The 25,708-nt window shown below is 30.4% G+C and carries 21 protein-coding genes and 1 other annotated feature; of the genes, 6 read left to right on the top strand and 15 right to left on the bottom strand.

Going from position 1 to position 25,708, the window contains the following annotated elements:
* Nucleotides 1–16: 16 nt before the first annotated feature.
* On the bottom strand, nucleotides 17–274 hold the full coding sequence (locus KQI89_RS02480; protein WP_216455767.1) for an alpha/beta-type small acid-soluble spore protein: 258 nt from the start codon (nucleotides 272–274) through the stop codon (nucleotides 17–19).
* Nucleotides 275–488: 214 nt separating this feature from the next.
* On the opposite strand from KQI89_RS02480, the gene dapA reads away from it, so the two are divergent.
* Entirely contained in the window at nucleotides 489–1,370 is an 882-nt protein-coding gene (dapA, locus tag KQI89_RS02475; protein WP_216455766.1) for a 4-hydroxy-tetrahydrodipicolinate synthase, read from the top strand.
* Between the two features lie 12 nt (nucleotides 1,371–1,382).
* The gene (gene dapB, locus KQI89_RS02470) at nucleotides 1,383–2,141 is read left to right on the top strand and encodes a 4-hydroxy-tetrahydrodipicolinate reductase (protein ID WP_216455765.1); all 759 of its coding nucleotides are present in this window, start codon (nucleotides 1,383–1,385) and stop codon (nucleotides 2,139–2,141) included.
* Nucleotides 2,142–2,185: 44 nt separating this feature from the next.
* Here dapB and KQI89_RS02465 read toward each other — a convergent pair whose 3' ends face one another.
* The 6 genes from KQI89_RS02465 to KQI89_RS02440 all read right to left on the bottom strand — a co-directional run bounded on the left by KQI89_RS02465 (nucleotide 2,186) and on the right by KQI89_RS02440 (nucleotide 9,654).
* Nucleotides 2,186–3,853, bottom strand: a complete 1,668-nt coding sequence (locus KQI89_RS02465; RefSeq protein WP_032121554.1) for a peptide ABC transporter substrate-binding protein — start codon at nucleotides 3,851–3,853, stop codon at nucleotides 2,186–2,188.
* Nucleotides 3,854–3,931: 78 nt separating this feature from the next.
* Nucleotides 3,932–4,912 (bottom strand): ABC transporter ATP-binding protein, encoded by a 981-nt coding sequence (locus KQI89_RS02460; protein WP_032121553.1) that lies wholly within the window; start codon nucleotides 4,910–4,912, stop codon nucleotides 3,932–3,934.
* Nucleotides 4,905–5,924 carry an ABC transporter ATP-binding protein gene (locus KQI89_RS02455; RefSeq protein WP_216455764.1) on the bottom strand — a complete coding sequence of 340 codons (1,020 nt, stop codon included), beginning with the start codon at nucleotides 5,922–5,924 and terminating at the stop codon, nucleotides 4,905–4,907. The genes KQI89_RS02460 and KQI89_RS02455 overlap by 8 nt, the downstream gene beginning before the upstream one ends.
* 18 nt (nucleotides 5,925–5,942) lie before the next feature.
* Nucleotides 5,943–6,875, bottom strand: a complete 933-nt coding sequence (locus KQI89_RS02450; protein ID WP_032121551.1) for an ABC transporter permease — start codon at nucleotides 6,873–6,875, stop codon at nucleotides 5,943–5,945.
* Nucleotides 6,876–6,898: 23 nt separating this feature from the next.
* Nucleotides 6,899–7,831, bottom strand: coding sequence for an ABC transporter permease (locus KQI89_RS02445; protein WP_032121550.1), 933 nt, complete (start codon nucleotides 7,829–7,831; stop codon nucleotides 6,899–6,901).
* A 674-nt stretch (nucleotides 7,832–8,505) separates the two neighbouring features.
* The gene (locus tag KQI89_RS02440) at nucleotides 8,506–9,654 is read right to left on the bottom strand and encodes a pyridoxal phosphate-dependent aminotransferase (protein WP_216455763.1); all 1,149 of its coding nucleotides are present in this window, start codon (nucleotides 9,652–9,654) and stop codon (nucleotides 8,506–8,508) included.
* Nucleotides 9,655–9,854: 200 nt separating this feature from the next.
* Here KQI89_RS02440 and dapD point away from each other — a divergent pair, with 200 nt between their 5' ends.
* Nucleotides 9,855–10,565, top strand: coding sequence for a 2,3,4,5-tetrahydropyridine-2,6-dicarboxylate N-acetyltransferase (dapD, locus tag KQI89_RS02435; protein WP_032121548.1), 711 nt, complete (start codon nucleotides 9,855–9,857; stop codon nucleotides 10,563–10,565).
* 48 nt (nucleotides 10,566–10,613) lie between these two features.
* On the opposite strand, the gene KQI89_RS02430 is transcribed toward dapD, so the two are convergent.
* The gene (locus tag KQI89_RS02430) at nucleotides 10,614–11,279 is read right to left on the bottom strand and encodes a single-stranded DNA-binding protein (protein ID WP_216455762.1); all 666 of its coding nucleotides are present in this window, start codon (nucleotides 11,277–11,279) and stop codon (nucleotides 10,614–10,616) included.
* A gap of 148 nt (nucleotides 11,280–11,427) precedes the next feature.
* Nucleotides 11,428–12,189, bottom strand: a complete 762-nt coding sequence (gene pdaB / locus KQI89_RS02425) for a polysaccharide deacetylase family sporulation protein PdaB (protein WP_216456649.1) — start codon at nucleotides 12,187–12,189, stop codon at nucleotides 11,428–11,430.
* 192 nt (nucleotides 12,190–12,381) lie between these two features.
* On the opposite strand from pdaB, the gene KQI89_RS02420 reads away from it, so the two are divergent.
* Nucleotides 12,382–12,909, top strand: a complete 528-nt coding sequence (locus KQI89_RS02420; RefSeq protein WP_032121546.1) for a DUF4364 family protein — start codon at nucleotides 12,382–12,384, stop codon at nucleotides 12,907–12,909.
* Between the two features lie 4 nt (nucleotides 12,910–12,913).
* Here the strand turns inward: KQI89_RS02420 and KQI89_RS02415 are convergent, their stop codons facing one another.
* The gene (locus KQI89_RS02415) at nucleotides 12,914–13,801 is read right to left on the bottom strand and encodes a YncE family protein (RefSeq protein WP_216455761.1); all 888 of its coding nucleotides are present in this window, start codon (nucleotides 13,799–13,801) and stop codon (nucleotides 12,914–12,916) included.
* Nucleotides 13,802–13,981: 180 nt separating this feature from the next.
* Here KQI89_RS02415 and KQI89_RS02410 point away from each other — a divergent pair, with 180 nt between their 5' ends.
* Nucleotides 13,982–14,230: a TIGR03905 family TSCPD domain-containing protein gene (locus tag KQI89_RS02410; RefSeq protein WP_032121544.1), complete on the top strand. Its 249-nt coding sequence runs from the start codon at nucleotides 13,982–13,984 to the stop codon at nucleotides 14,228–14,230.
* Nucleotides 14,231–14,346: 116 nt separating this feature from the next.
* Here the strand turns inward: KQI89_RS02410 and KQI89_RS02405 are convergent, their stop codons facing one another.
* The 3 genes from KQI89_RS02405 to KQI89_RS02395 form a co-directional block, all read right to left on the bottom strand.
* Nucleotides 14,347–15,657 (bottom strand): bifunctional folylpolyglutamate synthase/dihydrofolate synthase, encoded by a 1,311-nt coding sequence (locus KQI89_RS02405; RefSeq protein WP_216456648.1) that lies wholly within the window; start codon nucleotides 15,655–15,657, stop codon nucleotides 14,347–14,349.
* A 192-nt stretch (nucleotides 15,658–15,849) separates the two neighbouring features.
* Nucleotides 15,850–18,492 carry a valine--tRNA ligase gene (locus KQI89_RS02400; RefSeq protein ID WP_216455760.1) on the bottom strand — a complete coding sequence of 881 codons (2,643 nt, stop codon included), beginning with the start codon at nucleotides 18,490–18,492 and terminating at the stop codon, nucleotides 15,850–15,852.
* A gap of 117 nt (nucleotides 18,493–18,609) precedes the next feature.
* Nucleotides 18,610–18,827: a binding site (T-box leader), on the bottom strand.
* A 48-nt stretch (nucleotides 18,828–18,875) separates the two neighbouring features.
* Nucleotides 18,876–23,159 carry a 2-hydroxyacyl-CoA dehydratase gene (locus KQI89_RS02395; RefSeq protein ID WP_216455759.1) on the bottom strand — a complete coding sequence of 1,428 codons (4,284 nt, stop codon included), beginning with the start codon at nucleotides 23,157–23,159 and terminating at the stop codon, nucleotides 18,876–18,878.
* 338 nt (nucleotides 23,160–23,497) lie between these two features.
* Here KQI89_RS02395 and KQI89_RS02390 point away from each other — a divergent pair, with 338 nt between their 5' ends.
* Complete coding sequence (locus tag KQI89_RS02390; protein ID WP_216455758.1) at nucleotides 23,498–23,848, top strand: tetratricopeptide repeat protein; 351 nt, start codon at nucleotides 23,498–23,500, stop codon at nucleotides 23,846–23,848.
* 38 nt (nucleotides 23,849–23,886) lie between these two features.
* Here the strand turns inward: KQI89_RS02390 and KQI89_RS02385 are convergent, their stop codons facing one another.
* Both KQI89_RS02385 and recX read right to left on the bottom strand, forming a co-directional pair.
* Entirely contained in the window at nucleotides 23,887–25,041 is a 1,155-nt protein-coding gene (locus KQI89_RS02385; RefSeq protein ID WP_216455757.1) for a transglutaminase-like domain-containing protein, read from the bottom strand.
* A 14-nt stretch (nucleotides 25,042–25,055) separates the two neighbouring features.
* Nucleotides 25,056–25,697, bottom strand: a complete 642-nt coding sequence (gene recX, locus KQI89_RS02380; RefSeq protein WP_216455756.1) for a recombination regulator RecX — start codon at nucleotides 25,695–25,697, stop codon at nucleotides 25,056–25,058.
* Nucleotides 25,698–25,708: the final 11 nt, after the last annotated feature.

Genomic DNA, 25,708 nt, shown 5'->3' with positions numbered 1-25,708 from the left:
TAGTCAACTACTTATATCACTTTTTTAAATTTGCTAATATTTCTTTATTACTTGGAATATTTCTATCTTTTTTTCTTTTAGTCATTATACCACCTATTCTACCTGTTTCTTCTGAGGTAAGGGCAGACCATCCTAAAGCATCTACTTTATCTTTAAGTCCTAGTTCTTCTGCTATTTCATATTTTAATTCTTCTCTTAATTGTTCTGCCGGAGTTAACTCTTTGTTGGATTTTAATTTGGATTTTATAACCTTCTTTAATTGAGTTTTTGCCATAATATCTGTCCCTTCGTACTTTTAATATAATTAGATATTTTTATTTTTGCCTAAGAACACATATTTATTCATAGTAAAACTCCTTATAATAAAATCAAAATATAAATAAAGTATATATTTTTATCACCATTGACTATATAATATAGTATAAAGAAATCATAAAGGATAATTAATTATTCTTTATATAAATAATTATGAAAAGCGAGGGATTTTTATGGCATTATTTAAAGGTTCAGGTGTAGCTATTGTAACGCCTTTTAACGAAAGAGGAGTAGACTTTGATAAATTAAAGGAATTATTAGAGTGGCATGTTAGTTCTAATACAGATGCCATAATCATATGCGGTACTACTGGCGAAGCTTCTACTATGTCAGAATCTGAGAGAAAAGAAGCTATAAAATTTACAGTAGATGTGATTAACAAAAGAATTCCTGTTATAGCAGGTACAGGAAATAACGATACAAAGGCTTCTGTTGAAATGAGTAAATGGGCTGAATCTGTAGGGGTAGATGGTTTACTAGTTATAACGCCTTATTATAACAAAACTACTCAAAAAGGATTAATAGAGCATTTTAAAGCTATCTCTGATGCAGTAAATACACCTATTATACTTTACAATGTTCCTGGAAGAACAGGAATGAATATTTCTCCTTCAACTCTTTTAGAACTTACAAAACTTAAAAATGTAAAAGCCGTTAAAGAGGCTAGCGGAGATATTTCTCAAGTAGCTAAATACAAAGCTCTTTGCAAAGATAAAATAGATATTTACTCTGGAAATGATGATCAAATTATACCTATATTATCTTTAGGTGGCATAGGGGTAATATCTGTTTTAGCTAATATAATACCTAAAGCTGTTCATGATATGTGTACACTTTATTTAGAAGGAAATACAGAAGATGCTTTAAATATACAGCTTAAAGCTTTAGACTTAACCAATGCTTTATTTATAGAAACAAATCCAATTCCAGTAAAAACTGCTCTTAATCTAATGGACATGAATGTAGGTCATCTAAGATTGCCTTTGTGTTCTATGGAAGATAAGAATTTAGATATCCTAAAAAATGAAATGAAGCAATATGGTTTATTAAAATAAGGAGAATTTTTTATGGTTAAAATATTATTAAATGGTTGTAATGGAAAAATGGGAAGAGTTGTTACTGAAGCTATAAATAATTTTAAAAACATATCCATAGTAGCGGGAATAGATAAAAATAAGGAATCTTACTCTTCTTATCCAGTATTTGAAAATATTGATCAGTGCAATGTTTCAGTTGATGTTATACTTGACTTTTCAAGAAAAGAAGCCTTAAGTTCTCTTTTACAGTATGCAAAGTCAAAAAATACACCTATAGTTTTATGTACCACAGGATATACAGAGGAAGATATTGATTTAATAAATGAATGTAGTAAGCATATTCCAATATTTAGATCTGCTAACATGAGTATAGGTGTAAATGTAGTTAATAATATACTAAGAAACATTTCTTCTTCTCTATACAAAAATTTTGATATAGAAGTAATAGAGAAACATCATAACCAGAAGGTAGATGCCCCTAGTGGAACAGCACTATTATTAGCTCACACTATACAAGAAACTATAAAAGAACCTACGGATATAATATATGGTAGGGAAGGAAACAAAAAAAGAGAGCATAAAGAAATAGGTGTGCATGCTATAAGAGGGGGAAGTATAGTTGGAGATCACGATATAATCTTTGCCGGTTCTGGAGAAGTAATAGAAATAAGCCATAAAGCTATTTCTAGAGAAGTATTTGCAGTAGGTGCAATAAATGCTTGTGAATTTATTTTGAACAAACCTCATGGAATATATAATATGGATCATATGTTAAATCTATCTAAGTAAAAGATAAAAAATAAAGTGGCATAAAAACCACTTTATTTTTTAATCTATTTTTTTTCAACATAAGCCTTTTCAAAGAATGTAAATCCAAGAGGTGACTTTCTTACACCTTTAACATAGTCTTTTTGACATATAACGTTTGTATAGTAGTATATAGGTATTATAGGCATATCTTCCATAAAAACATCCTCTGCTTTATGCAATATTTCCATTCTCTTTGTCAAATCCAACTCTTTTTTTGATGCACTTATTAATTTGTCATATTCTGGATTTTTATATGATGCATCATTGTTTCCAGAGGTTGATATCCACATTTCTAAGAAACTCATAGGATCTGTATAATCTGATATCCATCCATGTCTTGCCATAATATAATTTTTCTCATTTCTAGTCTCTTGGAATACTTTCCACTCTTCATTTCTTAATTCAACTTCTATACCTAAATTCTTTTTCCACATATCTTGAACCGCTTGAGCTATATTTTGATGTCCCTGATTAGTATTGTAAGTTAGTGGTATCTTAGGGAATCCTTTTCCTTCTGGATACCCTGCTTCTGCTAATAGTTTTTTAGCTTGTTCTATATCTCCTTCTGGTTTGTAGTATGCTTTGTTTTGGAATTCTTTACCTGGTGATTCTTCTATTCCTTTAGGAACAAAGCTAACTGCTGGGACTTGTTCTGCTTTAGTTACGTTTTCAACTATATCTTTTCTATTTATAGCTAAAGATAAAGCTTTTCTAACCTTAGGATCTTTTAGAGCCTTGGCTGCTTCTTTATCTACACCTTCAGCCTTATCAGACAAGTTTATACAATAAAAGTAAGTTCCTAAATATGGGTATATTTTTGCTATACCTTCCTTTAAAAGTGTAGGAAGTTCTTGAGCTGGCGGAGCTTCTATAATATCAAATTGCCCTGTTTTAAAAGCAGATAATGAAGCAGTGGCATCATCAATCATTTTGTAGTTTATTTTATCTAACTTTACTTCTTTTGCCCCCCAATAATTTTCATTTTTAACAAAGGTTATTGTATCCTTTGGTTTCCATTCAGACATTTTAAAAGGCCCATTAGAAACATAAGACTCAGGTTTTGTAGCCCATTCTTTTGGTTCTTTTTCTACTATATCTTTTCTAACTGGAAAATAAGTAGGAAAAGCCATTAAAGATAAAAAGTACACTGTAGGATTCTCAAGGGTAACCTTAAGAGTATTATCATCTGTAGCTTTTACTCCAACCTCATCTACAGAAACCTCTTTATGGTTGTAAGCCTCTCCATTTTTTAAGTAATATAATTGATACGCATATTCTGCTGCTATATCAGGATTTAAAGCTCTCTTCCAAGCATATTCAAAATCTGAAGCTTTTACAGGTTGCCCGTCTGACCATTTTGCGTCTTTACGCAAATAGAATACATACTCTAATCCATCGCTGGAAACATCCCACTTTTCAGCCACTCCCTTAACAGGCTTATCTTTGTCATCTAATCTTGTTAATCCTTCAAAAGCGTTTGATAATACAGTAGCTCCATCTACAGCTGCATTCAAAGCTGGATCTAAAGTTTTTGGATCTGCACCAAGATTATATACTATTACCTGATCTACTTTTTTAGGCTCCTTTGGCTCTTCTCCTTGTTCTTGTTTAGTGGTACATCCAGCTAAAGTGGTTACTGTCATAGCAATACACATTAACGAAGTTATTATTCTTTTATTTCTTTTTAACATTTTCTTTCCCCCTTTATAATAAACTTTATTCTTTTCTACTTTGTTTTTCCTATGTTCACCTCCTAAAATTGATATATATTAATATAGGTGACAGGCCACAAAGTGATCTTTATCAGTTTCTTTTAATTCTGGATCTTCTTCAGAGCATATAGGTTTTGCATACTTACATCTCCCCTTAAATCTACATCCAGGCGGTGGATCTATAGGGGATGGTATTTCACCTTCTAAAACTATTCTTTTTTTAGCTTCCGATTCATCCGGATCTGGTATAGGTATCGAAGAAAGTAAAGCCTGAGTATAAGGATGTAGAGGATGGGTATAGAGTTCATTACTCTCCCCCATTTCCACCATTCTACCTAAGTACATTACACCAATTTTATTTGATATATGCTTTACCATAGACAAATCATGAGCTATAAAAAGATAAGTTAGTCCTAAATCCTTTTGCAAATCCTCTAGCATATTAACAACTTGAGCTTGTATAGAAACATCTAAAGCAGAAATAGGTTCATCACAAATTATAAACTCTGGCTCTACAGCAAGAGCTCTAGCTATTCCAATTCTTTGCCTTTGCCCTCCAGAAAACTCATGAGGATATCTACTTATGTGATCTCCATTTAAACCAACTTTATCTAAAAGATATCTAATTTTTTCAATTCGCTCTTTACCCTTACCTAAACCATGAATATCTATAGCTTCTCCAACTATATCCCCAACAGTCATTCTAGAATCTAAAGAAGCATAAGGATCTTGAAATATCATTTGCATCTTCCTTCTATAAGGAAGCATTTGTTGCTGAGTATATTTTGCTAAATTTACCCCATTGTATATTATTTCTCCAGCCGTAGGTTCATAAAGCTTTACTATGGTTCTTCCTGTAGTAGTTTTTCCACACCCGGATTCTCCAACTAATCCCAAAGTCTCCCCTTTATTGATTTTAAAAGTAACCCTATCTACAGCTTTAACATAACTTTTCCCATTTGAAAACATAGCTTTCTTAACAGGAAAAAATTTAGTTAGATTATTTACCTCTAATAGTACTTGCTTTTTTTCAGCCATTTATAATCTCCTCCCTTCCCACAGGTGCTTTTACCTTATTTGCTTTTGGATGATTTAACCAACAGGCAGCAGAATGATCTTCATCAATACTAAAGAAAGGAGGCCTTTCTGATAAACATATCTTCATTGCATATTCACATCTTGGAGCAAAAGGACACCCTACTGGAGGTTTTAATAAATCTGGAGGTTGTCCGTCAATAGGCTTCAATCTCTCTTTTACTATATTTTTAGGATTTGGAACGCTTTTAAGTAATCCCCAAGTATATGGATGCTTAGGTGAATAAAAAATATCCCTTTTACTACCTTTTTCAACTATTAATCCTCCATACATTACATTTATGTTGTTACAGACATCTGCAACTACACCTAAATCATGGGTTATCAATATAATAGAAGTGTTTATTTTTTCCTTTAAATCTTTCATAAGTTCCAATATTTGAGCCTGAATAGTTACATCCAAGGCCGTGGTAGGCTCATCTGCAATAAGAAGCTTTGGATTACATACCATAGCCATAGCTATCATTACCCTTTGTCGCATACCACCTGAAAATTCATGAGGATATTGCTTCATTCTTTTTTCTGGACTTGGTATTCCTACAATAGATAACATTTTTAAAGCAGTTTCATAAGCCTGAGTTTTATTCATATTTTTATGTTTAATTAGAGGCTCCATAACCTGTTTTCCCACAGTATAAACAGGATTTAAGGATGTCATAGGATCTTGAAATATCATCCCTATATCATTACCTCTCACCTTTTCCATTTCTTTTTCTTTTAAGTCTACTAAGTTCCTTCCTTCGAATATTATATCTCCATTAATTATTTTTCCATTCTCTTCTAAGAGTCTCATTAAAGACATCATAGTAACACTTTTTCCACTACCAGACTCCCCTACTATGCCAAGAGCCTCTCCTTTTTTTAGAGAAAAAGATATACCGCCAACAGCTTTTACTTCACCTACATGAGTAAAAAACGTGGTTTTTAAATCCTTTATTTCTAATAAGTTATCCATATACAGCCCTCCTGCTACTTATTTTCTTAATTTTGGATCTAAAGCATCTCTAAGCCCATCACCTAGTAGATTAAAAGCTAATATAGTTAAACATATAGCTAAAGCAGGGAATATTAACTGATAAGGATATATCAAATACCCTTGAAGAGCCTCAGATGTTAAAGTTCCCCAAGAAGCTCTAGGTGCAGGAATACCTAACCCTACAAAGCTTAAAAAAGATTCTGTAAATATAGCAGAAGGAATCAATAATGTTAATGTTACAATTATAGGTCCCATGCTATTAGGTATCAAATGTCTTAATAATATTCTCTTTCCATTAGCACCCAAAACTCTTGCTGCAAGAACAAATTCCTGTTGTTTTAATTGAAGAATTTCTCCTCTAACAATACGAGCCATGGAAAGCCAGTAAGAGATAGCAAGAGCTATTATTATACTTGTTAGTCCCTGTTCCATAATAACCATAAGTAATATTACATATATCATCATAGGGATAGAATATATAACATCAACGATTCTCATCATTATAGTATCTAATGTACCTCCTACATAACCAGATATACCGCCGTATAGCACCCCTATAATTAAATTAAGAAAAGATGCCACATAAGCTATGGCAAGAGAGTATCTAGCTCCATACATAATCCTTACAAACTGATCCCGTCCAAACTGATCAGTTCCAAACCAATGAACAGAACTAGGTCTTTGATTAGCCACTGAAAAATCATTGGTATAATAATCAAATTTAGAAAATATAGGTATAAAAATAGCACCTAAAGTAATAAGTAAAATAAAAATTAAAGATATAATGGCAAGCTTGTTGGCTTTAAGCCTCCTCCAAGCATCCTGCCAATAAGTAACACTAGGTCTTACTATTCCATTAATTGTTTTTTCTTCTTCTGTAGCCTTTTCGAACATCTCTATATCAAATTCTAACTCCTTATTTACTTCCATGATAAGTCACCCCCCTTTTTTTACTATTGAGCCTCTAAACTATCTAGCTTAATTCTTGGATCTATAATTACATATAAAATATCAACAATAAAATTACATACAACCAGCAATGTGCTATAAAAAACCGTAACCCCTAAAAGAGTTGTGTAATCTCTATGATTAATGGAATTTACAAACTCTCCACCAAGGCCAGGTATTCCAAAAATTCTTTCTACCACAAAACTTCCTGTTAATATTCCTGCTACTAAAGGTCCCATATAGGTAACAATAGGAATCAAAGAATTTCTTAAAGCATGCTTATATATTACCGTGCTTCTACTTAAACCTTTAGCCTTAGCAGTTCTTATATAATCTTGCTTTACAACTTCAATTAATCTTGATCTGGTAAGTCTTGCTATAAATGCAATGGAATATCCACCAAGAGCTAATACCGGCATTATATAATTCTTAGGTCCTTCAAAACCAATTACAGGAAGAAGCTGGAGCTTAACAGATAAAACTAATATAAGTAACGTAGCCATTACAAAACTAGGAACAGTAACTCCTAAAGTGGCCAAAATCATACAGACATAATCAGGCCATTTACCGCGATTCAAAGCTGAAACTACGCCCATATAAACACCTAAAATTAAAGAAACCAATACAGCTACAGCTCCTAATTTCGCTGAAGTAGGAAATGAATATCCTATAACCCACCTAACAGTTCTCCCCTCATATTTCATTGAGGGCCCTAAGTCTCCCTTAAGTAGATTTTTTAGATACATAGTATATTGTGTTCCTAAAGGCTTATCCATTCCAAACTTTGCCTCTAAATTCGCCTTAATTTGCTCAGGAACTTTTTTCTCACCATCAAAAGGTCCTCCTGGCATTAGTCTCATTAAGAAAAATGTTAAAGTAATAACAACCCAGATGGTAATAATACTTGCAAATAGTCTTTTTAAAATATATTTAACCATAGACCCTATCCCCCTTATTAAAATTAAAGTAAAGCAAGTCCACCTCCCATATTTCAAAATAATTTGAAAATTTAAAAAATAATATAATATTTTAAAGTATGAACAGAAATAATTTATATTGGGATTAATTAAGTAATACGAACTACTAGAAAATTTATTTATGATAAGCATTAGTTTTACAACTTATATATCTGTAAATTTAAGTAAAGAATTGTAATAGAAATTGACTCTTCTATGTATTTGTGTTTCATTTTTTATAATATTATCACAATAGTTTTTTTATGTCAATAATGTTTTTATATGTTCTTAAATTATATTAATAATATACTTGATTATTTTCCAAATTATTCTATGTTGTTTTGATTTTACTGTACATAGATAAACATTTTCACCTATTTAATATAAAAACCATTGAAGATTTTTACTATATTTTCCGTAATAATAAGTATCAATAAAAAAAGAACTCCCATTCACCAAAACAGCTATAATCATATAAAAACCACACAAACCACAGTGGCGTTATACATTATCCCCCTATTTTAATCATGAATTTTAGAGTTCTTTGTTTACTAATCATTAATTATAATTTGTATTCTATAATTACTATAATATGCTATTAATTAATTTTGATACAATATTTTAACATATTATTAATTATTTTCAACGGAACCTTTTTAAATCATTTGCTTATTATATTGCTTTAACCATTCCTCCAGTATATTTAAAGACTTTTCTAAGGTATCCATATGGTAACAATAAGAAATTCTTATATGCCCTTCTCCTAGAGAACCAAAAGCAGAACCTGGAACACAAGCCACTTTTACCTCTTCTAATAATTTAGTGCAAAATTCTTCACTACTTAGCCCAAATTTCTTAATGGATGGAAATATATAAAATGCTCCTTGAGGTAAAGTGCATAAAAGCCCCATGTTTTGGAGCCTATTATATACATAATCCCTTCTTATTTTGAACTCATTTTTCATTACACTTACAGATTTCAACCCTTCATCAAACCCTTCATATAACCCCCATTGTACAATAGATGGAGCAGATGAAACATTATATTGATGGACCTTTAAAAATTCTTTCATATATTTTTCTTTTGCACAAACATAACCTACCCTAAGGCCTGTCATAGAAAACATCTTAGAAAAACCACTAACTAAAATTACTCTATCTAGCACATCTTCATATTGAGCTATGGAATAGTACTCCTCATTAAAAATAACAGAACTATATATCTCATCAGTAATTATAGTAACAGAACTTTTTTTAAGTAGATTATGTAAGTCTTGCATATCCTCTTTACTTAATACAGCTCCTGTAGGGTTAGATGGAAAGGATAAAACTATAGCTTTTACATCATCTTTTAATTTTTTTTCTAAATCTTCTATGTCTATAGAAAAGTCTCCTTTTAAACTATAATTCACCACTGTGGCACCTAAAATATTTGCTATACCTTCATAGGCTGGATAAGAAGGATTAGGAATTAAAACCTTATCTCCTTTGTTTAAAACAGCCATCAATACAGAAAATAATCCTTCGCTTCCTCCTACAGTTATGCAAACCTCTTCTGCATCATAATTAATATTCATTGTAGCTAAATACTCACTTATTTTATTCCTAAGTGGGTATATTCCACTATTAGGTGTATATTGAGTTTTATCTTCATTTAAAGCCTTAATTATAGCTTCTTTTAATGGATCTGGTACCGGAAAATCAGGCTGTCCCAAAGTTAAAGAAATAGCTCCATCAACTTTTGATACTTTATTAAAAAATTTTCTTATTCCTGAAATTTCAACATCTTTAACATTTTTATTCATAAAAGTTACCTCTTTCTTTAGAATATTGTCTGTATAATATGGTATAATCTATTATATTATATTATTTACTAAAATTCATTTCTCTTAATATATATTATTTTTATAAAAATAATATATATTAAAACCCTTTAAAGTATGTATGTTCTTTATTATAATAACTATATACTTTAAAACATATTTAGAAAGGATGATTTAAACCTATGAATTATGATTTAACAGATCCATATGAAATTGCAAGATACATAAAAGAATCTAAAAAGTCTACTCCTGTAAAAGCTTATATAAATGGTAAACTAGACCATTGTCCTACAGGCAATATAGAATGGTATGGAGCAGAAGGAATATATGTGCTTTTTGGTGAAAGTGATGAAATATCAAATTTTATACTTGATAATAAAGATAATATAAAAAACTTTAGAATAGAAAATGATAGAAGAAACTCCGCAATACCTCTTATGAATCTTCTAAATATAGATGCTCGAATAGAACCAGGTGCTGTTATAAGAGATAAGGTTTCTATAGGTAAAAATGCAGTTATAATGATGGGAGCAATTATAAACATAGGAGCTGAAATCGGTGAAGGCTCTATGGTAGACATGAATGCTGTAGTTGGAGCTCGTGGAAAATTAGGAAAAAGAGTTCATCTTGGAGCAGGTGCAGTTGTTGCTGGGGTTTTAGAACCACCTAGCAAAAGCCCTTGCGAGATTTGTGATGATGTATTAATAGGCGCTAATGCAGTCATATTAGAAGGTGTAAAAATTGGAAAAGGTTCTGTGGTAGCAGCTGGATCTGTAGTAGTTGAAGACGTACCAGCTGGAGTAGTTGTAGCTGGTACTCCTGCAAAAGTTATAAAAATTGTAGATGATCAAACAAAAGATAAAACTCAAATTTTAGAGGATTTAAGAAAATAGCTTATGTGAAAAAAGGTATCTCAATAATAATGAGATACCTTTTTTCCTTTAAACTACTTCCTCACTGTGTCCTAATTCTTCAGTAGAAGAATCCTCTTTTGTGACTCTTTCCATTTTAGATATAGAAACCTCATAAGCTACTTTTTTAATATAGTCGTTTTCAGATAATTTCTTTTGATATTCTCTACTTTGAAGTCTCCCCCAGATCCTAATATTATCTCCCACCTCTAAAGTTTGACAAAACCTTGAGTTCCTTCCCCAAGCTATAGTAGGTATATAATCAGATTTATTATAAGGTCTATTTACAGCTAATAAAATATCTGCTATTTCCCTTCCAAAAGGAGTGGTTCTATATACTGGCTCTTTACATATAAATCCATCTAAAAATATTTCATTAGGATTTTTACTTCTCTCTATACAAGGTTCAATATTTCTAGCAAAAACCGTTAAAATAAGTCTGTTAGAGCCATCAATAAACTTGTTATAAGATCTCAATTGCCCCTCTACAATTACTTCAGAACCTATTTCAAAATTCACTCCAGTCATTAACCTTTCAGATATTGTAATGGATAAAACATCACTGGCATCACTAAGTCTCATAACGTCTAAATAAAATGTATAAAAACCCTCTCCATACATCTCATGACTGAACTCTAAAGGCGAAAGAATCTTTCCCTCTAAATAGATTTTATTGTTTAACATCAAATTATCCATCTTAACCCCTCTCTCTCCCTTGGTTTTTTTAATCATCTTACATAATTAAAATATTCTACTATATATAAAATTATTACTACTTTTTTTATAATCCACACATACTCTTACATTATATACATAGATATAATTTTTTTCAAGAATTTAGTAATTATTTAATCTTCTGCCTTCCTTCCCCATCAATAATATAATTTTCTTTGTATATCAAATCAGAAACCTTAACTAATTCATATTCTTGAGACTTAAAATATTCAACAATTCTAGGTATATTGTAAGGAGTATATTTAGCATCATTATGAAATAATAATATAGATCCTGGTTTTGTTTTACTTATAACCCTATTATATTCAACCTCTGCTCCTTCAGACTTCCAATCTATGCTATCTACATCCCACTGAATTACGTAATAATTAAGTCTCTCTGCAGTTTCAATAAGCAAGTCATTATAAGAGCCACTTGGACATCTAAAAAGTTTAGGTTCTTCACCAGTTATATTTTTTATTTTAGTATTAGTAGTTTCTAATTCCTTTATAATTCTATCTTTGGAGATTTTACTCATATCAGGATGCATATTGCTATGATTTCCTATTTCATGTCCTCTATTATGTATCTCCTTAACCATATCTTTATTTTTACTATTATAATCAATCCACCCACCTACTACAAAAAACGTAGCCTTTACATTATACTTATCTAATATATTTAATATATCCTCTACATTATCTAACCCCCAACTTATATCAAAGGTCAGCGCTACCTTTTTTTCTTTAGTATCCACAGAATAAATCGGTAGTTTTCTATTTTTAGACGAAGATACTGCAATACTTCTATTTGATAGAAGTACGCTAATTATCCCCACTATAAATAATAGTATTACAGCTAGTAAACTTTTTTTTATCATCTTTGCTTTAATATCTTTATTCAATATAACTCCCTCCGTTATTTTTCTATACTTTAATTATTATTAAAGTTATCATTTATATATTCAAAATTTATAAATATATTTATTCTTGTTAAAAAAATTTAAGCGCTGAGGTTTTTCAGCGCTTTTTATGTTATAATATATGAGTACACTTTCACTTATACACGGAGGGTGGGAATAGTAATGTATGAGAGCACTTTAGAGTTAGCAGAAAATAAATTAATGGTGCTATATATATTAAAAAGTATAAAAATGCCTATATCTAACAGTCAATTAACAGAGATCATTTTAGAAAACGGATTTATAAATTACTTTACACTACAGCAATATGTTTCTGAATTGATTTCATCATCTTTTATCCGTTATGACCGAAAAAACGAAAAAAAAGTTTTAGTCTTATCTGATAAAGGAGAGAAAGTTTTATCCATGTTTAAGGATAGGATATCCGCTTCTAAAATAGAAGCCATTGATTCCTATATAAAGGAGAGAATAGATACTATAAAAAAAGAGCTTACCTTAACAGCTAATTATACCATTGATGATAATGATAATTTTATGGTAAATTTAAAAGCTATTGAAAATGACACCTTGCTTATGGATTTAAAAATAAATGTTGCATCGAATAAGCAAGCTATATCTCTCTGCGATAAGTGGAAATCAAACTCTTCAGAAATATATAATAAGATAATGCAACTTCTTATAAACAGTTAGTGTATCATATCAATGTCATTCCATTTGGTTCCTTACCTATGGTAATGACATTTTTATTTCCTTTATAAATATCATATCTGTTTAATATATTATTATAATTATCTCCTACATACAAACATCTTTTATGCTTTAATATCCCTCTTGGCATCCCTCCTAAATAAATCCTATCCACTTCCTCTAGTATATCTAAATCTAAAACACTTACTGTACCATCTAAAAAGTTAGATACAAAGGCCATGCTCTTACTCCACTCTATACATATATCTACAGGAGATTTTCCCGTCTCAATAGTAGCTATGGATCTACCACTTTTTACAGATGCAATATTTACCTTACCATTACAATCCATACCAATATTGCTCTCACAAGTTAATACCCTCTCACCATCTTTACTAAATACTGCCTTAGTTGGATACGATCCATAAAGCTTTATAGTTTTTAAACCTTCATTCTTAACACAATCTATAATAGATATATCATCACTTTCCATATTTGCCACTACTGCCATTCCTGTATCTAAGCATATATCAATGCTATGTGGCATATTTCCACAAGGAATTTCCCTTATTATTTTACCATTTATTAAATCGAATATTACTAATGTATTGGATTCACCACAAACTATATAAGCATGATCCTTAAACACCTTTAGATCATTACAATGAACCCCTATATAATAATTACACATCTCTTTATCTTCTATAATGTCTAATACAGACATAGTATCGTTATAATTATTAGCTACTAATACATAACTTTTCCAACCGCATATTCCATGAGGACCTACTCTTTCATGTTCTTTGTAAATATCAATAGTTTTTTCCTTGAAATCTTTCAAACATACTTTAGATATTGAATCAGAGCCTGTGTTACATATATAGATATAGTCCATAATGCTACTACTTCCTCAGGCATAGAAGTAGCTTTTCACCTCCTTTCTTAAGACTATAATACTCATTATATGTAATTAATAATAATTGGATAATATGATTTTAAATAGGTTTATTTATTTACTAATATGACTTATAATTTAAATGATATTATATTTTACTTAAAGGAGAGATTTAAAAATATGTATAATTACAATACTAAAGGTGTTTGCTCAAAAAATATAACCTTTGAAGTGGTGGATGACAAGATTACTAATGTTAATTTTCAAGGAGGGTGTCCTGGAAATCTAATAGGCATATCTAGTTTAGTAGAAGGTATGACTGTTGAAGAAGCTGCCAAGAGACTAAAAGGCATAAAGTGTGGCTCTAAATCCACTTCCTGTCCAGATCAACTTTCTATAGCTATAGAAACATTAGTTTTAAATAAATAAAGTAACCCTTTAAATAAGTAAAGCTTGCTATTTCAGTAAATTTAAATAGCAAGCTTTGTTGTATTATATATTAAAAATAACCTTTAAATAATGTATAAAATTTATGTCTTCAAAAATTAATTATTATCTAAATCTTTTATTATTTTTCTCATATCACCAATCATGTATAAAGAACCTGATATTACAACTATATCTTCTTTTGAAGCATAAGTTAGAGCCTTTTTGTAAGCTTCCCTATAGTCCTCCATAGCTTCACAGTTCTTATTATAGTTTTTAATATGTTTTTCTAATTCTGAAGCCATCTCTCCTCTTTCACTGTGAGGTGTTACTGCTATAATCTTCTTACTTAAAGGAGCTAAGGCTTGTATCATCTTTTCTACTTCCTTATCAGCCAGTATACCTAATATAAGAATTATATTATCATATTTAAAATACTTTGTTATGCTATTTCTCAATTTTATTATTCCATCTATATTATGAGCACCATCAATAACCACCTTAGGAGAAAATTTCATAATCTCTAGCCTTCCTGGCCATTTTACCTTAGAAAGAGCCCCTAACACCACATCTTTTGATATTTGTATATTTTCAATTTCACAGAGTTTTTCAATAGTATTTACTGCAAGAGCACAATTCAATAATTGATGTTCCCCTAAAAGTGATAGCTCTATATTGTAACTATTCTTATTTGTATGTAACTCTAATAATTGGGCTAAAGAACACTTTCTTTCGATCACATGAATAAATTTTACTGAATTCTTTTCGAAAGATATTAACTCACAATGTTTTTCTATACATTTATCCTTTATAACTTGAAAGGCTTCTTCTTGTTGGGGATAACATATAACTGGAACCTTATCTTTAATTATACCTGCTTTTTCTCCTGCAATTTCTTTTAATGTTGACCCTAAAATATTCATGTGATCATAACTAATAGAACTTATAACTGATATTATAGGATTTATAACATTTGTAGAATCTAGTCTACCACCTAATCCTACTTCAATTACTGCGTAATCTACTTTCTTTAAATAAAAGTGTAAATACATGGCACAGGTTATTATTTCAAACTCTGTAGGATGTTCATATCCTAAAAGTATTACCTTATCTACAGCTCTAGATACTTCTGTGACTATTTTAGCTAAATCATTCCTTGAAATATTCTCATTATTAATTTGAATCCTCTCTTCAAACTCCTCTAAATAAGGAGAAGTATACATACCTACCTTATATCCTGCTCTGCATAATATCTCGTTTATCATGGCTGTAGTTGATCCCTTACCATTAGTACCAGCTATATGTATACACTTTATATTTTTATGAGGATTTCCTAATAATTCTAAAATCTTTTCTGTCCTTGATAATCCATAGTTATTACCAAACTTAGCTGTATCCCTTATGTAACTCATAGCTTGTTTATAGGTCATTAAATTCTCTGTATTATTATCAGTCAATTAATTCACCCCCTTTAATCTTATGCAAATATTAAAACTATTTTAAACATATAAGTAGGAAAATGAATTTATTCCTTCATTTTCCTACTTATATCTTAGGTATAATTTATTATATTGTCAATTTATTTGTTACTTTTCTTAAACAGGTTAAATAGAACTAAGCGATTATTTCAAGCTTTCAATTCTTCCTAAAACAGCATCTAACATAGTCTTATATTTTTCACCCTTAGCCTTTTCCTCTTCTACTACCGCCTCAGGAGCCTTGGATACAAATTTTTCATTAGAAAGCTTTTTTTCAACTCTTTCAATTTCAGATTGAAGCTTTTCTTTTTCCTTATTTAATCTTTCTAGTTCCTTTTCTTTATCAACTAAATCCAATAAAGGAATAAACAGTTCTCCACCTTTAACTACTAGAGAAACTAGATTATCTGGTAAATTACTCTTATCTTTTATAATTTCAACTTCACTAGCAGAAGCTAACTTTTCAAAATAAGTTTTACCACCAGCAAAGGCCTCTTTAGCTTCATCTAATACATATGCAAGAACTTTAGCCTTTCTTGATGGTGGAACGTTCATCTCTGCTCTTACATTTCTTAAACCCTTTATTCCTTCTATGATATAAGACATTTCAATCTCAGATTTTTCATAGGATATACTTTCATCATATTGAGGCCATGAAGATATAGTTATGGATTCATATTCATTATTTAAATGTGTATATATTTCTTCAGTAATAAATGGCATTACAGGGTGTAATAGTTGTAATGATGTAGTAAGAACTCTATATAGCACATTAAAAGTAACTCCCTTTTGTTTTTCATCCTCTCCATACAATACAGGTTTAACAAGTTCAATGTACCAATCACAGAATTCTGTCCATATGAAGTCATATATCTTTTGAAGAGCAATGCCTAGCTCAAACTTATCCATATTCTCTGTTACTTCTTTTACAAGTCTATTCATGTTGGATAATATCCATTTATCAGCTAAACTGTATTCTTTGCAGTCTTTATATTTATTCATTAATTCCTCATCTAAATTCATCATAACAAATCTAGATGCATTCCAAATCTTATTTGCAAAGTTTCTTGCAGATTCAACTCTTTCAGGATAGAATCTTATGTCGTTTCCTGGTGCATTACCTGTAACAAGCATAAATCTTAATGCATCTGCCCCATAATTATCTATAACTTCTAATGGATCTACTCCATTTCCAAGGGATTTAGACATTTTTCTACCTTCTGAATCTCTTACCATACCATGCATAAACACATTTTTGAAAGGTACCTCTCCAAGATTGTGTATCCCTGAAAATACCATTCTAGCTACCCAAAAGAATATGATATCATATCCTGTTACCAAAGTATCTGTAGGATAAAAATACTCTAAATCTTCGGTTTTTTCTGGCCATCCCAATGTGGAAAAAGGCCAAAGGGCTGAACTAAACCAAGTATCCAACACATCAGAATCCTGCTTTAAATTATTGCTTCCACATTTAGAGCAGCAATTTGGCGTATCTTCACTAACAATTATCTCTCCACACTGACAGTACCAAACTGGAATTCTATGTCCCCACCATAGTTGCCTTGATATACACCAGTCCTGTATGTTTTCCATCCAGTTATAATATACCTTTTCAAATCTTTCTGGTATAAACTTAGTTTTTCCATCCTTTACAGCCTTTATTGCAGGTTGTGCTAAACCTTCCATTTTCACGTACCATTGTTTTGATATTATAGGTTCAACTACTATACCACATCTATCATGAAAACCTACGTTGTGTACGTGTTCCTTTATCTTAACTAAGTATCCTTCTTTTTTTAAATCCTCTACTATAGCCTTTCTAGCTTCATATCTTTCAAGTCCCTTATATTTTCCTCCGAACTCATTTATATGACCCTTATCATCCATTACCTTTATTTCTTTTAGGTTATGTCTTTTACCTACCTCATAGTCATTAGGATCATGTGCTGGGGTTATTTTAACAGCTCCAGTTCCAAATTCCATATCCACATAATCATCAGCTATAATAGGAATCTCTCTATTTACTAAAGGTAGTAATAGCATTTTTCCTACTAAATCTTTATATCTTTCATCCTTGGGATTTACAGCTACAGCAGTATCGCCCAGCATAGTTTCAGGTCTTGTAGTTGCTATTTCTAGATATCTATCTGTACCAACTAAAGGATATTTTATGTGCCAGAAGTTACCTTGTTGTTCTTTATGCTCTATTTCCGCATCTGAAATAGCTGTAACACATTTTGGACACCAGTTTGTAATTCTATTTCCTTGATACACAAGTCCCTCTTCATAAAGCTTTACAAAAACATGCTTTACAGCCTTATTCAATCTTTCATCCATAGTAAAACTTTCTCTAGTAAAATCTACTGAACATCCCATCTGCTTAATCTGTGATCTTATTCTATCTCTGTATTCATCGGTCCACTCCCAAACCTTTTCTAAAAAGGCTTCTCTGCCAATCTCTTTCTTTTTGATGCCTTTTTTTAATAGTTCATTTTCTACCTTAACCTCTGTTGCTATACTGGCATGATCTTCACCAGGTAACCAAAGAGCATTATACCCTTGCATTCTTTTAAATCTTATTAACATATCTTGAAGGGTATTATCAAGAGCGTGACCTAAGTGAAGCTTTCCTGTAATATTAGGTGGTGGCATTATTATAGTATAAGGCTTTTTATTTTTATCCACCTTAGGAGTAAAATATTTTTTTTCTTCCCATACTTTGTATATTCTCTCTTCAAATTCTTTAGGGTTATATGTGGTGTTTAAATTCTTTTTTTCAGTCATATTAATACCTCCTGATTTACTTTTAAACTTTAACTATAAAACACTTAAGTATAAGTTGCTTCTAAAAATAATAATTTTATTGTTTTTTGAAACAATAAAAAAAGAGCCTTCATCCTATAAAAGGACGAGGGCCCGTGGTACCACCTTTTTTCCCATTTAATAATTAAATGGCTCTTAAAACATAACGGCAAAACACCGTCTTTACCTACTACAATTTCAGCAAAGATGCTCAAAAGCTACCTTCAAGAATTAGTAACATAAAGGACCTTTCAGCCGGTGAGTCCTTCTCTCTTAAAGCACTTGAATTCCTTACTCCTCTTTATCATCGCAGTTTATTTAACTTAATAAATATATTATAATACTTACAGCATAGTGTCAAGTATTTATGCTTTATTATCTACAGTCTTTAATATTTCTTTTTCTATTTCTTTTGGAGTAATTGGATTTTGAAGATTTTTAAAGGCCACAGAAAGCATAAGTTTAATCCTGTTTAACTGGTTAACTTCACTAGCACCAGGATCATAATCTACAGCTACAATATTAGCCCTAGGATACTTTTCCTTTAAGGCTTTTATCATTCCCTTTCCTGTAACATGATTAGGTAGGCAGGCAAAAGGTTGCATGCAAATTATATTTTCCACACCACTTTCTATAAGCTCTATCATCTCAGCAGTTAAAAACCATCCTTCTCCAGTTTGATTCCCTAAGGACAATATTTTAGAAGCTTTATTAGCTAACTCTTTTATATATTTTGGTGGCTCAAATCTTTCGCTTCTTTCTAATGCTTCCCTTAAAGTTTTTCTATAATACTCCATTACATTTATTGAAGCACTCCCTAATATTTGGGATAATTTACTTCCTGATAGATATCTATATTTAAACTCTTGATCATAGGCACAATATAAGAAAAAGTCTAGTAAATCTGGCATCACAGCCTCTCCACCTTCTTCTTCAATAAGATTTACTACATTATTGTTAGCTGAAGGGTGAAATTTAACTAGTATTTCGCCTACAAGGCCCACCTTAGGTTTTGCTACATTATTTATCTCTAAGTTATCAAAGTCTTTTACTATATTTCTAACATTTTCTTTAAACTCTTTGTGACTTCCATTATATACATTTTTCTTTATCTTATTTATCCAATTGTTATATAATTCATTAGATGATCCTTTGATTTTTTCATAAGGTCTAACTTTATAAAGAACCCTCATCAATAAGTCACCATAAATTATAGCCATCATTCCTTTATTGAATAAACTTGGAGTTAAAGAAAAACCAGGATTCTTCTCCATTCCTACTGTATTTAGGGAAACCACAGGTACGTTATGATATCCAGCATCTTTAAGAGCTTTTCTTAAAAATCCTATATAGTTTGTAGCTCTACATCCGCCTCCAGTCTGACTTATTATAATGGAGGTATTATCTAAATCATACTTTCCCGAATTAAGGGCTTGTATTAATTGACCAACTACCATTATACAAGGATAGCAGGCATCATTATTTACATATTTCAACCCCTGTTCTACAGCATCATTATCTACTTTAGGTAACACTACAAGATTATATCCATTAGCTTTAAAGGCCTCTTCTACAAACTGAAAATGAATAGGTGACATTTGTGGAGATAATATTGTATGCCTTTCTTTCATCTCCTTTGTAAATACAATTCTTTCATGATTGTGCTCATAAAGAGTTGGCTTGTATTCAGCTCTTTCACGTTCTTCCATTGCAGCTTTTAAGGATCTTAACCTAATCTTTACAGCCCCTAAATTATTGCCCTCATCTATTTTTAACAGAGTATATATCTTTCCACTCTTAGCTAATATCTCTTGAACCTGATCAGTAGTTACTGCGTCTAATCCACAGCCAAAGGATGTAAGCTGAACTAATTCTAAAGAGTTTTGGCTAGCAACAAAACTAGCTGCTGCATATAATCTGCTGTGGTACATCCATTGATCTACTACTCTCAAAGGTCTCTCAACTTGTCCTAAATGGCTTAAGCTATCTTCCGTAAATACAGCCATATCATAATTTGTTATAAGCTCTGCTATACCGTGGTTTATTTCAGGATCTATGTGATAAGGTCTTCCACTTAATACAATACCCTTTTTTCCTGTTCTATTTATATAATCTAAAGCTTCTCCTGCCTTTACCCTTATATCCTGCTTAAAATTATCCATCTCATCCCAAGCCTTATCTACAGCGCTAACTATTTCACCATAGCCTATAGAAAACTCTTTTAATTCCTCATAAAGTCTTTTCGAAAGTTTTCTTTTGTTTTCAAGAGAGATAAATGGATTCTTAAAATTTATATTTTTTTCCTTTATTATATCCATATTGTTTTTTATAACTTCTCCATAGGAAGTTACAATTGGACAATTATAATGATTATTTGCTTCTTTAAATTCTTTTCTCTCATAAGCTATACAAGGATAGAATATAAATTCAACTCCTTTATTTACTAGGCTCATTATATGTCCATGAACTAGCTTCGCAGGATAGCACACAGACTCTGAAGGTATAGTTTCTATCCCTAAGTCCAATATTTTTTTAGAAGACCGAGGGGACAGCTCCACTCTAAATTTTAATTCTGTAAAAAATTTATGCCAAAATGGATAGTTTTCATAAATATTTAATACTCTCGGAATTCCTACAATTCCTCTCTTTGCATTTTCTAAAGGAAGAGACTTATAATCAAATAATCTTTTATATTTATAATCATATAAATTAGGAAGCTCAGAATTTAAGTTTTCCCCTCCTGCTCCTCTTTCACATCTATTACCAGAAATGAATTTTTCCTTATTAGAAAACTCATTTATCGTTAGCAAACAATTATTGGCACAAAGGCCACAGCGCCTCATGTTACTTTCAACTTTAAAGTTTAAAATATCCTCTTCCTTTAATAAAGTGCTATCATGTCCAACTTCATATCTTTCCTTAGCTATAATAGCGGCACCATAAGCTCCCATAAGCCCTGCTATATCTGGTCTTATAGCTTCTCTTCCAGAAATAATTTCAAAACTTCTTAAAATAGAATCATTATAAAAGGTTCCACCTTGAACAATAATATTTTCCCCCATATCTTCAGGCTTTTTAATCTTTATAACCTTAAATAAAGCATTTTTTATAACAGAATAAGATAATCCCGCTGAAATATCTGCAACTGTAGCCCCTTCCTTTTGAGCTTGCTTAACTCTTGAATTCATAAATACTGTACATCTAGACCCTAAATCAACAGGATCTTTTGATTTTAGTGCTTCTTTTGCAAAGTCTTCTACGGTAGTACCTAAAGATTTTGCAAAAGTTTCAATGAAAGATCCACATCCAGAAGAACATGCTTCATTTAAAAGTATACTATCTATAACTCCATCCTTAATTCTTAGACACTTCATATCTTGTCCACCAATGTCTAAAATAAAATCTACTCCTGGTAAAAAGTTATCTGCTGCTTTATAATGAGCTATAGTTTCTATCTCACCAATATCCACTTTAAAGGCAGACTTTATTAATCCCTCCCCATAACCTGTCACTGTGGAATTCATAATTTTAGCTTCTGAAGGAATTATTCTATATATATCCTTTAATATATCTGCAATCAAATTTAATGGATTACCTTTATTGCCACCATAAAAAGAATATAATATTTCTTGTCTCTCCCCTATAAGCACTACCTTTGTAGTGGTAGAACCTGCATCTATACCTAAAAAACAATTGCCTTTGTAATTTGCTAGATCTGCTCTAGGAGTTTTTGCTAAACTATGTCTTTTTTTAAATTCTATCTTTTCTTCTTCATTTTTAAAAAGAGGTTTTAGTCTTTCAACTTCATTTCCTTTTATAATATCTAAGACATCTAATTTTTGTATTAATTTGTTAAAATTAATTATCTTAGATTTCTTAGAAAATATGGCTGCTCCCATAGCAACAAAAAGTTGTGAGTTTTGTGGAAATATAACTTGTTCATCCTTTAAATTCAATGTTTCTTTAAATCTCTGTCTTAATTCAGATAAAAAGTATAGTGGTCCTCCTAAAAAGGCTATATTTCCTCTTATAGGTTTTCCGCAAGCAAGTCCACTTATAGTTTGATTTACTACAGCTTGAAAAATAGAAGCGGCTAAATCTTCTTTTTTAGCTCCTTCATTTAAAAGTGGTTGAATATCAGTTTTTGCAAAAACTCCACATCTTGCAGCTATAGGGTAAATAAGGTGATGTTCTTTTGCCATCTCATTTAATCCTTTAGCATCAGTTTGTATTAAAGATGCCATTTGATCTATAAAAGCACCAGTACCGCCAGCACAAGTACCATTCATTCTTTGTTCTATTCCACCTTTAAAATATGTTATTTTGGCATCTTCTCCTCCAAGCTCTATAGCTACATCTGTCTCCGGTATAAATTTTTCTACTGTAGTAGTAGACGCGATAACTTCTTGAACAAAGTCAATATCTAACCATTTTGAAACTGCTAATCCACCAGAACCTGTAACACTTATTGTAATCAAGTGTTCTTTATATTCAGCTTTTATATCTGTCAAAATTTCCTTAATGGAATTTTTAATATCAGCATAATGTCGCCTGTAATCTCCATATATCAATCTACAGTTTTTATCCATAATTGCTATCTTTACAGTAGTAGATCCAACGTCCAATCCTATGTGTAATACATCTTTCAAAATTATCATCTCTTTCCATAAAATAATTATAAAATCCTTCATGCATACACTAAACTTATCTATATTTTAAAATAATATCACTGTGAATTATTACCGTCAATTCCTCAGTAATTTTATTACATTAAGGTTATAAACTATTTACTTTTCTCATTCTTTACTTTCCATAATATTAATTTAATTTTTCTAATATGCTAAATCCTTTTACAATATTTCCAAAGCTTTTGTAAATTCTAGAATAAACTCTAATATATTGTATATAAAATTCCTCGTTGGTTAAGAATGTAAATATAATATTTAAGTTTGCGTTAGTAATATGCATGAATTTTGGGAGGAGTAAAATGGATTACTTTCAAAAAGCCAATGAGTTTTACAACAGCAGATCCTATAAACAAGCAATAAGTCTATACAAAAAAGCTATTGAAAACAAAGAAAATGAAGCTTGCTCATATTACAATTCAGCAGTTTGCTTTATTAAACTAAAAGAATATCAAAAAGCAATCAATCATTTAAGATCTGCTATTATCCTAAAAGAGGATAGTAAATATTACTTTAATTTAGCTTATTGTTATGCCATGAGTGGAGATAACAATAAAGCCTTGTTATATTTTAATACTTCTTGGTCATTAGATCATGAGGATGAAGATTGTAAAAAAGCAATTGATTTAATTTTAAAAAATCATATTAAATAACTAACAGGTTGTCTCTATATACTTTGCGAGACAACCTACTACCATTCACCTATTATGTTTTCTCCTCTATGATCTAAATCAAATTTTTTACTATTAAAATAATTTCCTCCTCTATAAAAAGTAGTATCTACATTTATCCACCTATCTTCTTCACTAATATATACTTGGTTCCAAGAGTGACTTACCCAATCTAAACCATTAAATCCTTCTCCTGTAACTAACCTAACCTTTAACCCCGTTGCTCTGCACATCGCAACAAAAAGACAAGAAAAATCAAAACATATCCCTTCCTTAGTATCATAAGCAACCTTAGCACCTGAATCCACTTTAAAGTCATTATTATATACTTTATCTACTTTTTCATAGTCATAATTTATATTTAAACCAATCCAATTATATATGGCTTTAGCTTTTGCTTTATCATTATTATATCCTTTAACTAAATTTATAGAAAAATTATCTATATATTCACTGGATTTTATGCCTTCTTCTAAGGTAACACCATTATAATATACAATAGTATTTTCTTTATTGTTTTTTCCTTTTACAACATTGCTAGGATTTTGTTTAATCTCCACCTTAAAGGAATCTTTTATTATTTCTGGAATTTGTTTTACCAGATTTGAATTAGTTAAGGGAGACATTATTGATATATTTATTTTATTATATATACTTGAACTTTCTAGATAGTAATTTAACTTTTCTCCTTTGTAAAAGTAAGATAAAAAATAAATAAAAAATGCTGTAAAAAAAACATAACAAACACCTTTAGGTATGGAAAAAATGGCTCCAATTATTCTATTAAATGTACTGCCTTTATATTTTATTTTATTTTCTAAAGATCTTATTAAGGGATAGAAAATAAGATAATTTAATAGATTGTAAATAAGTAGCTGTATACTATAAATTATAAAGCATATTATTAAAAAAACTATAACATAAAATGCTTTATTATATTTTTCAATATAATACATTACACTGTAAGGTGTTTTTTTAATAAAAGTATCTAAGTACCCCCTTGTATATTTCATTAAATATACACTAATTGGTATAGACAGTAAAAAAGCAATGTTTTTCTCCGTTTCTATTAATCCCTCTTTCAAATTTAAAGAATCAAATTTAAAAATAAAGCCTTTTAATAGTGGATATAAAAACATAAGAATAAATAATAAATTAATAGAATTTTTCTCCATAAGGTTACCACCCTCTACAACTCATTTTCTTGAAGCACTTTGTCCACCACTGATTTGGAACAATCCATTGAGTAGCCTTTTCCTATTAAAAATCTATACAGTTTCATTTTAATCTTATATTTATCATTTTCTCTTTGAATTATTGCGTTGTACTTTTTTATAGCTACCTTTTCAGCAATATTTTCTCCTATTTCTTCATTATAAAGATTCTCTAGGGCATTCTCTATTATATTTTTATCAATACCTTTATTTAAAAGGGCATATCTTATCTTGTTTTTCCCTTGAGAATTACTTTTTTCTTTTACATAAGCTTCTGCATATTTCTTATCATCAATAAGGGAGTATTCCTTTAAAAAGATTATAACTTCATTAATAGTATCTTTACTATAACCTCTTTGCAATAGTTTATCTACCACATTTTTTTCTGGTTTATATCCCTTTTCTACTAATCTTAAAGCATAATTTTTTGCCTTGGAATATTCTTCCTTTAATGATATCTCATTTAACTGAGATATATCAATTTTATCCCCTTTTTTTAAGTTTTTCCTATATACTATTTCTGCAAAACAAGCTATAGCAAATTCCCCATCTACAAATATGTTTACCCTATCTTTATTTCTACTTTGTATTTCAATTGAAGTTATTTTACCTTCCATCTAATAATCTC

The sequence above is a fragment of the Clostridium simiarum genome, from assembly GCF_018919175.1.
GTDB lineage: Bacteria > Bacillota > Clostridia > Clostridiales > Clostridiaceae > Clostridium_L > Clostridium_L simiarum.
Note: the sequence above shows the minus strand (reverse complement) of the source record. Positions and strands in the feature narration are given on the sequence as shown.

Coding starts and splice junctions, on each gene's coding strand:
- KQI89_RS02450 (WP_032121551.1), bottom strand. CDS start 6,875: ATGGAAGTAAATAAGGAGTTAGAATTTGATATAGAGATGTTCGAAAAG.
- KQI89_RS02405 (WP_216456648.1), bottom strand. CDS start 15,657: ATGACCTATAAACAAGCTATGAGTTACATAAGGGATACAGCTAAGTTT.
- dapB (WP_216455765.1), top strand. CDS start 1,383: ATGGTTAAAATATTATTAAATGGTTGTAATGGAAAAATGGGAAGAGTT.
- KQI89_RS02415 (WP_216455761.1), bottom strand. CDS start 13,801: ATGGACTATATCTATATATGTAACACAGGCTCTGATTCAATATCTAAA.
- dapD (WP_032121548.1), top strand. CDS start 9,855: ATGAATTATGATTTAACAGATCCATATGAAATTGCAAGATACATAAAA.
- KQI89_RS02445 (WP_032121550.1), bottom strand. CDS start 7,831: ATGGTTAAATATATTTTAAAAAGACTATTTGCAAGTATTATTACCATC.
- KQI89_RS02410 (WP_032121544.1), top strand. CDS start 13,982: ATGTATAATTACAATACTAAAGGTGTTTGCTCAAAAAATATAACCTTT.
- KQI89_RS02420 (WP_032121546.1), top strand. CDS start 12,382: ATGTATGAGAGCACTTTAGAGTTAGCAGAAAATAAATTAATGGTGCTA.
- KQI89_RS02460 (WP_032121553.1), bottom strand. CDS start 4,912: ATGGCTGAAAAAAAGCAAGTACTATTAGAGGTAAATAATCTAACTAAA.
- KQI89_RS02480 (WP_216455767.1), bottom strand. CDS start 274: ATGGCAAAAACTCAATTAAAGAAGGTTATAAAATCCAAATTAAAATCC.
- KQI89_RS02385 (WP_216455757.1), bottom strand. CDS start 25,041: ATGGAGAAAAATTCTATTAATTTATTATTTATTCTTATGTTTTTATAT.
- KQI89_RS02430 (WP_216455762.1), bottom strand. CDS start 11,279: ATGGATAATTTGATGTTAAACAATAAAATCTATTTAGAGGGAAAGATT.
- KQI89_RS02455 (WP_216455764.1), bottom strand. CDS start 5,924: ATGGATAACTTATTAGAAATAAAGGATTTAAAAACCACGTTTTTTACT.
- KQI89_RS02400 (WP_216455760.1), bottom strand. CDS start 18,492: ATGACTGAAAAAAAGAATTTAAACACCACATATAACCCTAAAGAATTT.
- dapA (WP_216455766.1), top strand. CDS start 489: ATGGCATTATTTAAAGGTTCAGGTGTAGCTATTGTAACGCCTTTTAAC.
- KQI89_RS02440 (WP_216455763.1), bottom strand. CDS start 9,654: ATGAATAAAAATGTTAAAGATGTTGAAATTTCAGGAATAAGAAAATTT.
- KQI89_RS02465 (WP_032121554.1), bottom strand. CDS start 3,853: ATGTTAAAAAGAAATAAAAGAATAATAACTTCGTTAATGTGTATTGCT.
- KQI89_RS02390 (WP_216455758.1), top strand. CDS start 23,498: ATGGATTACTTTCAAAAAGCCAATGAGTTTTACAACAGCAGATCCTAT.
- recX (WP_216455756.1), bottom strand. CDS start 25,697: ATGGAAGGTAAAATAACTTCAATTGAAATACAAAGTAGAAATAAAGAT.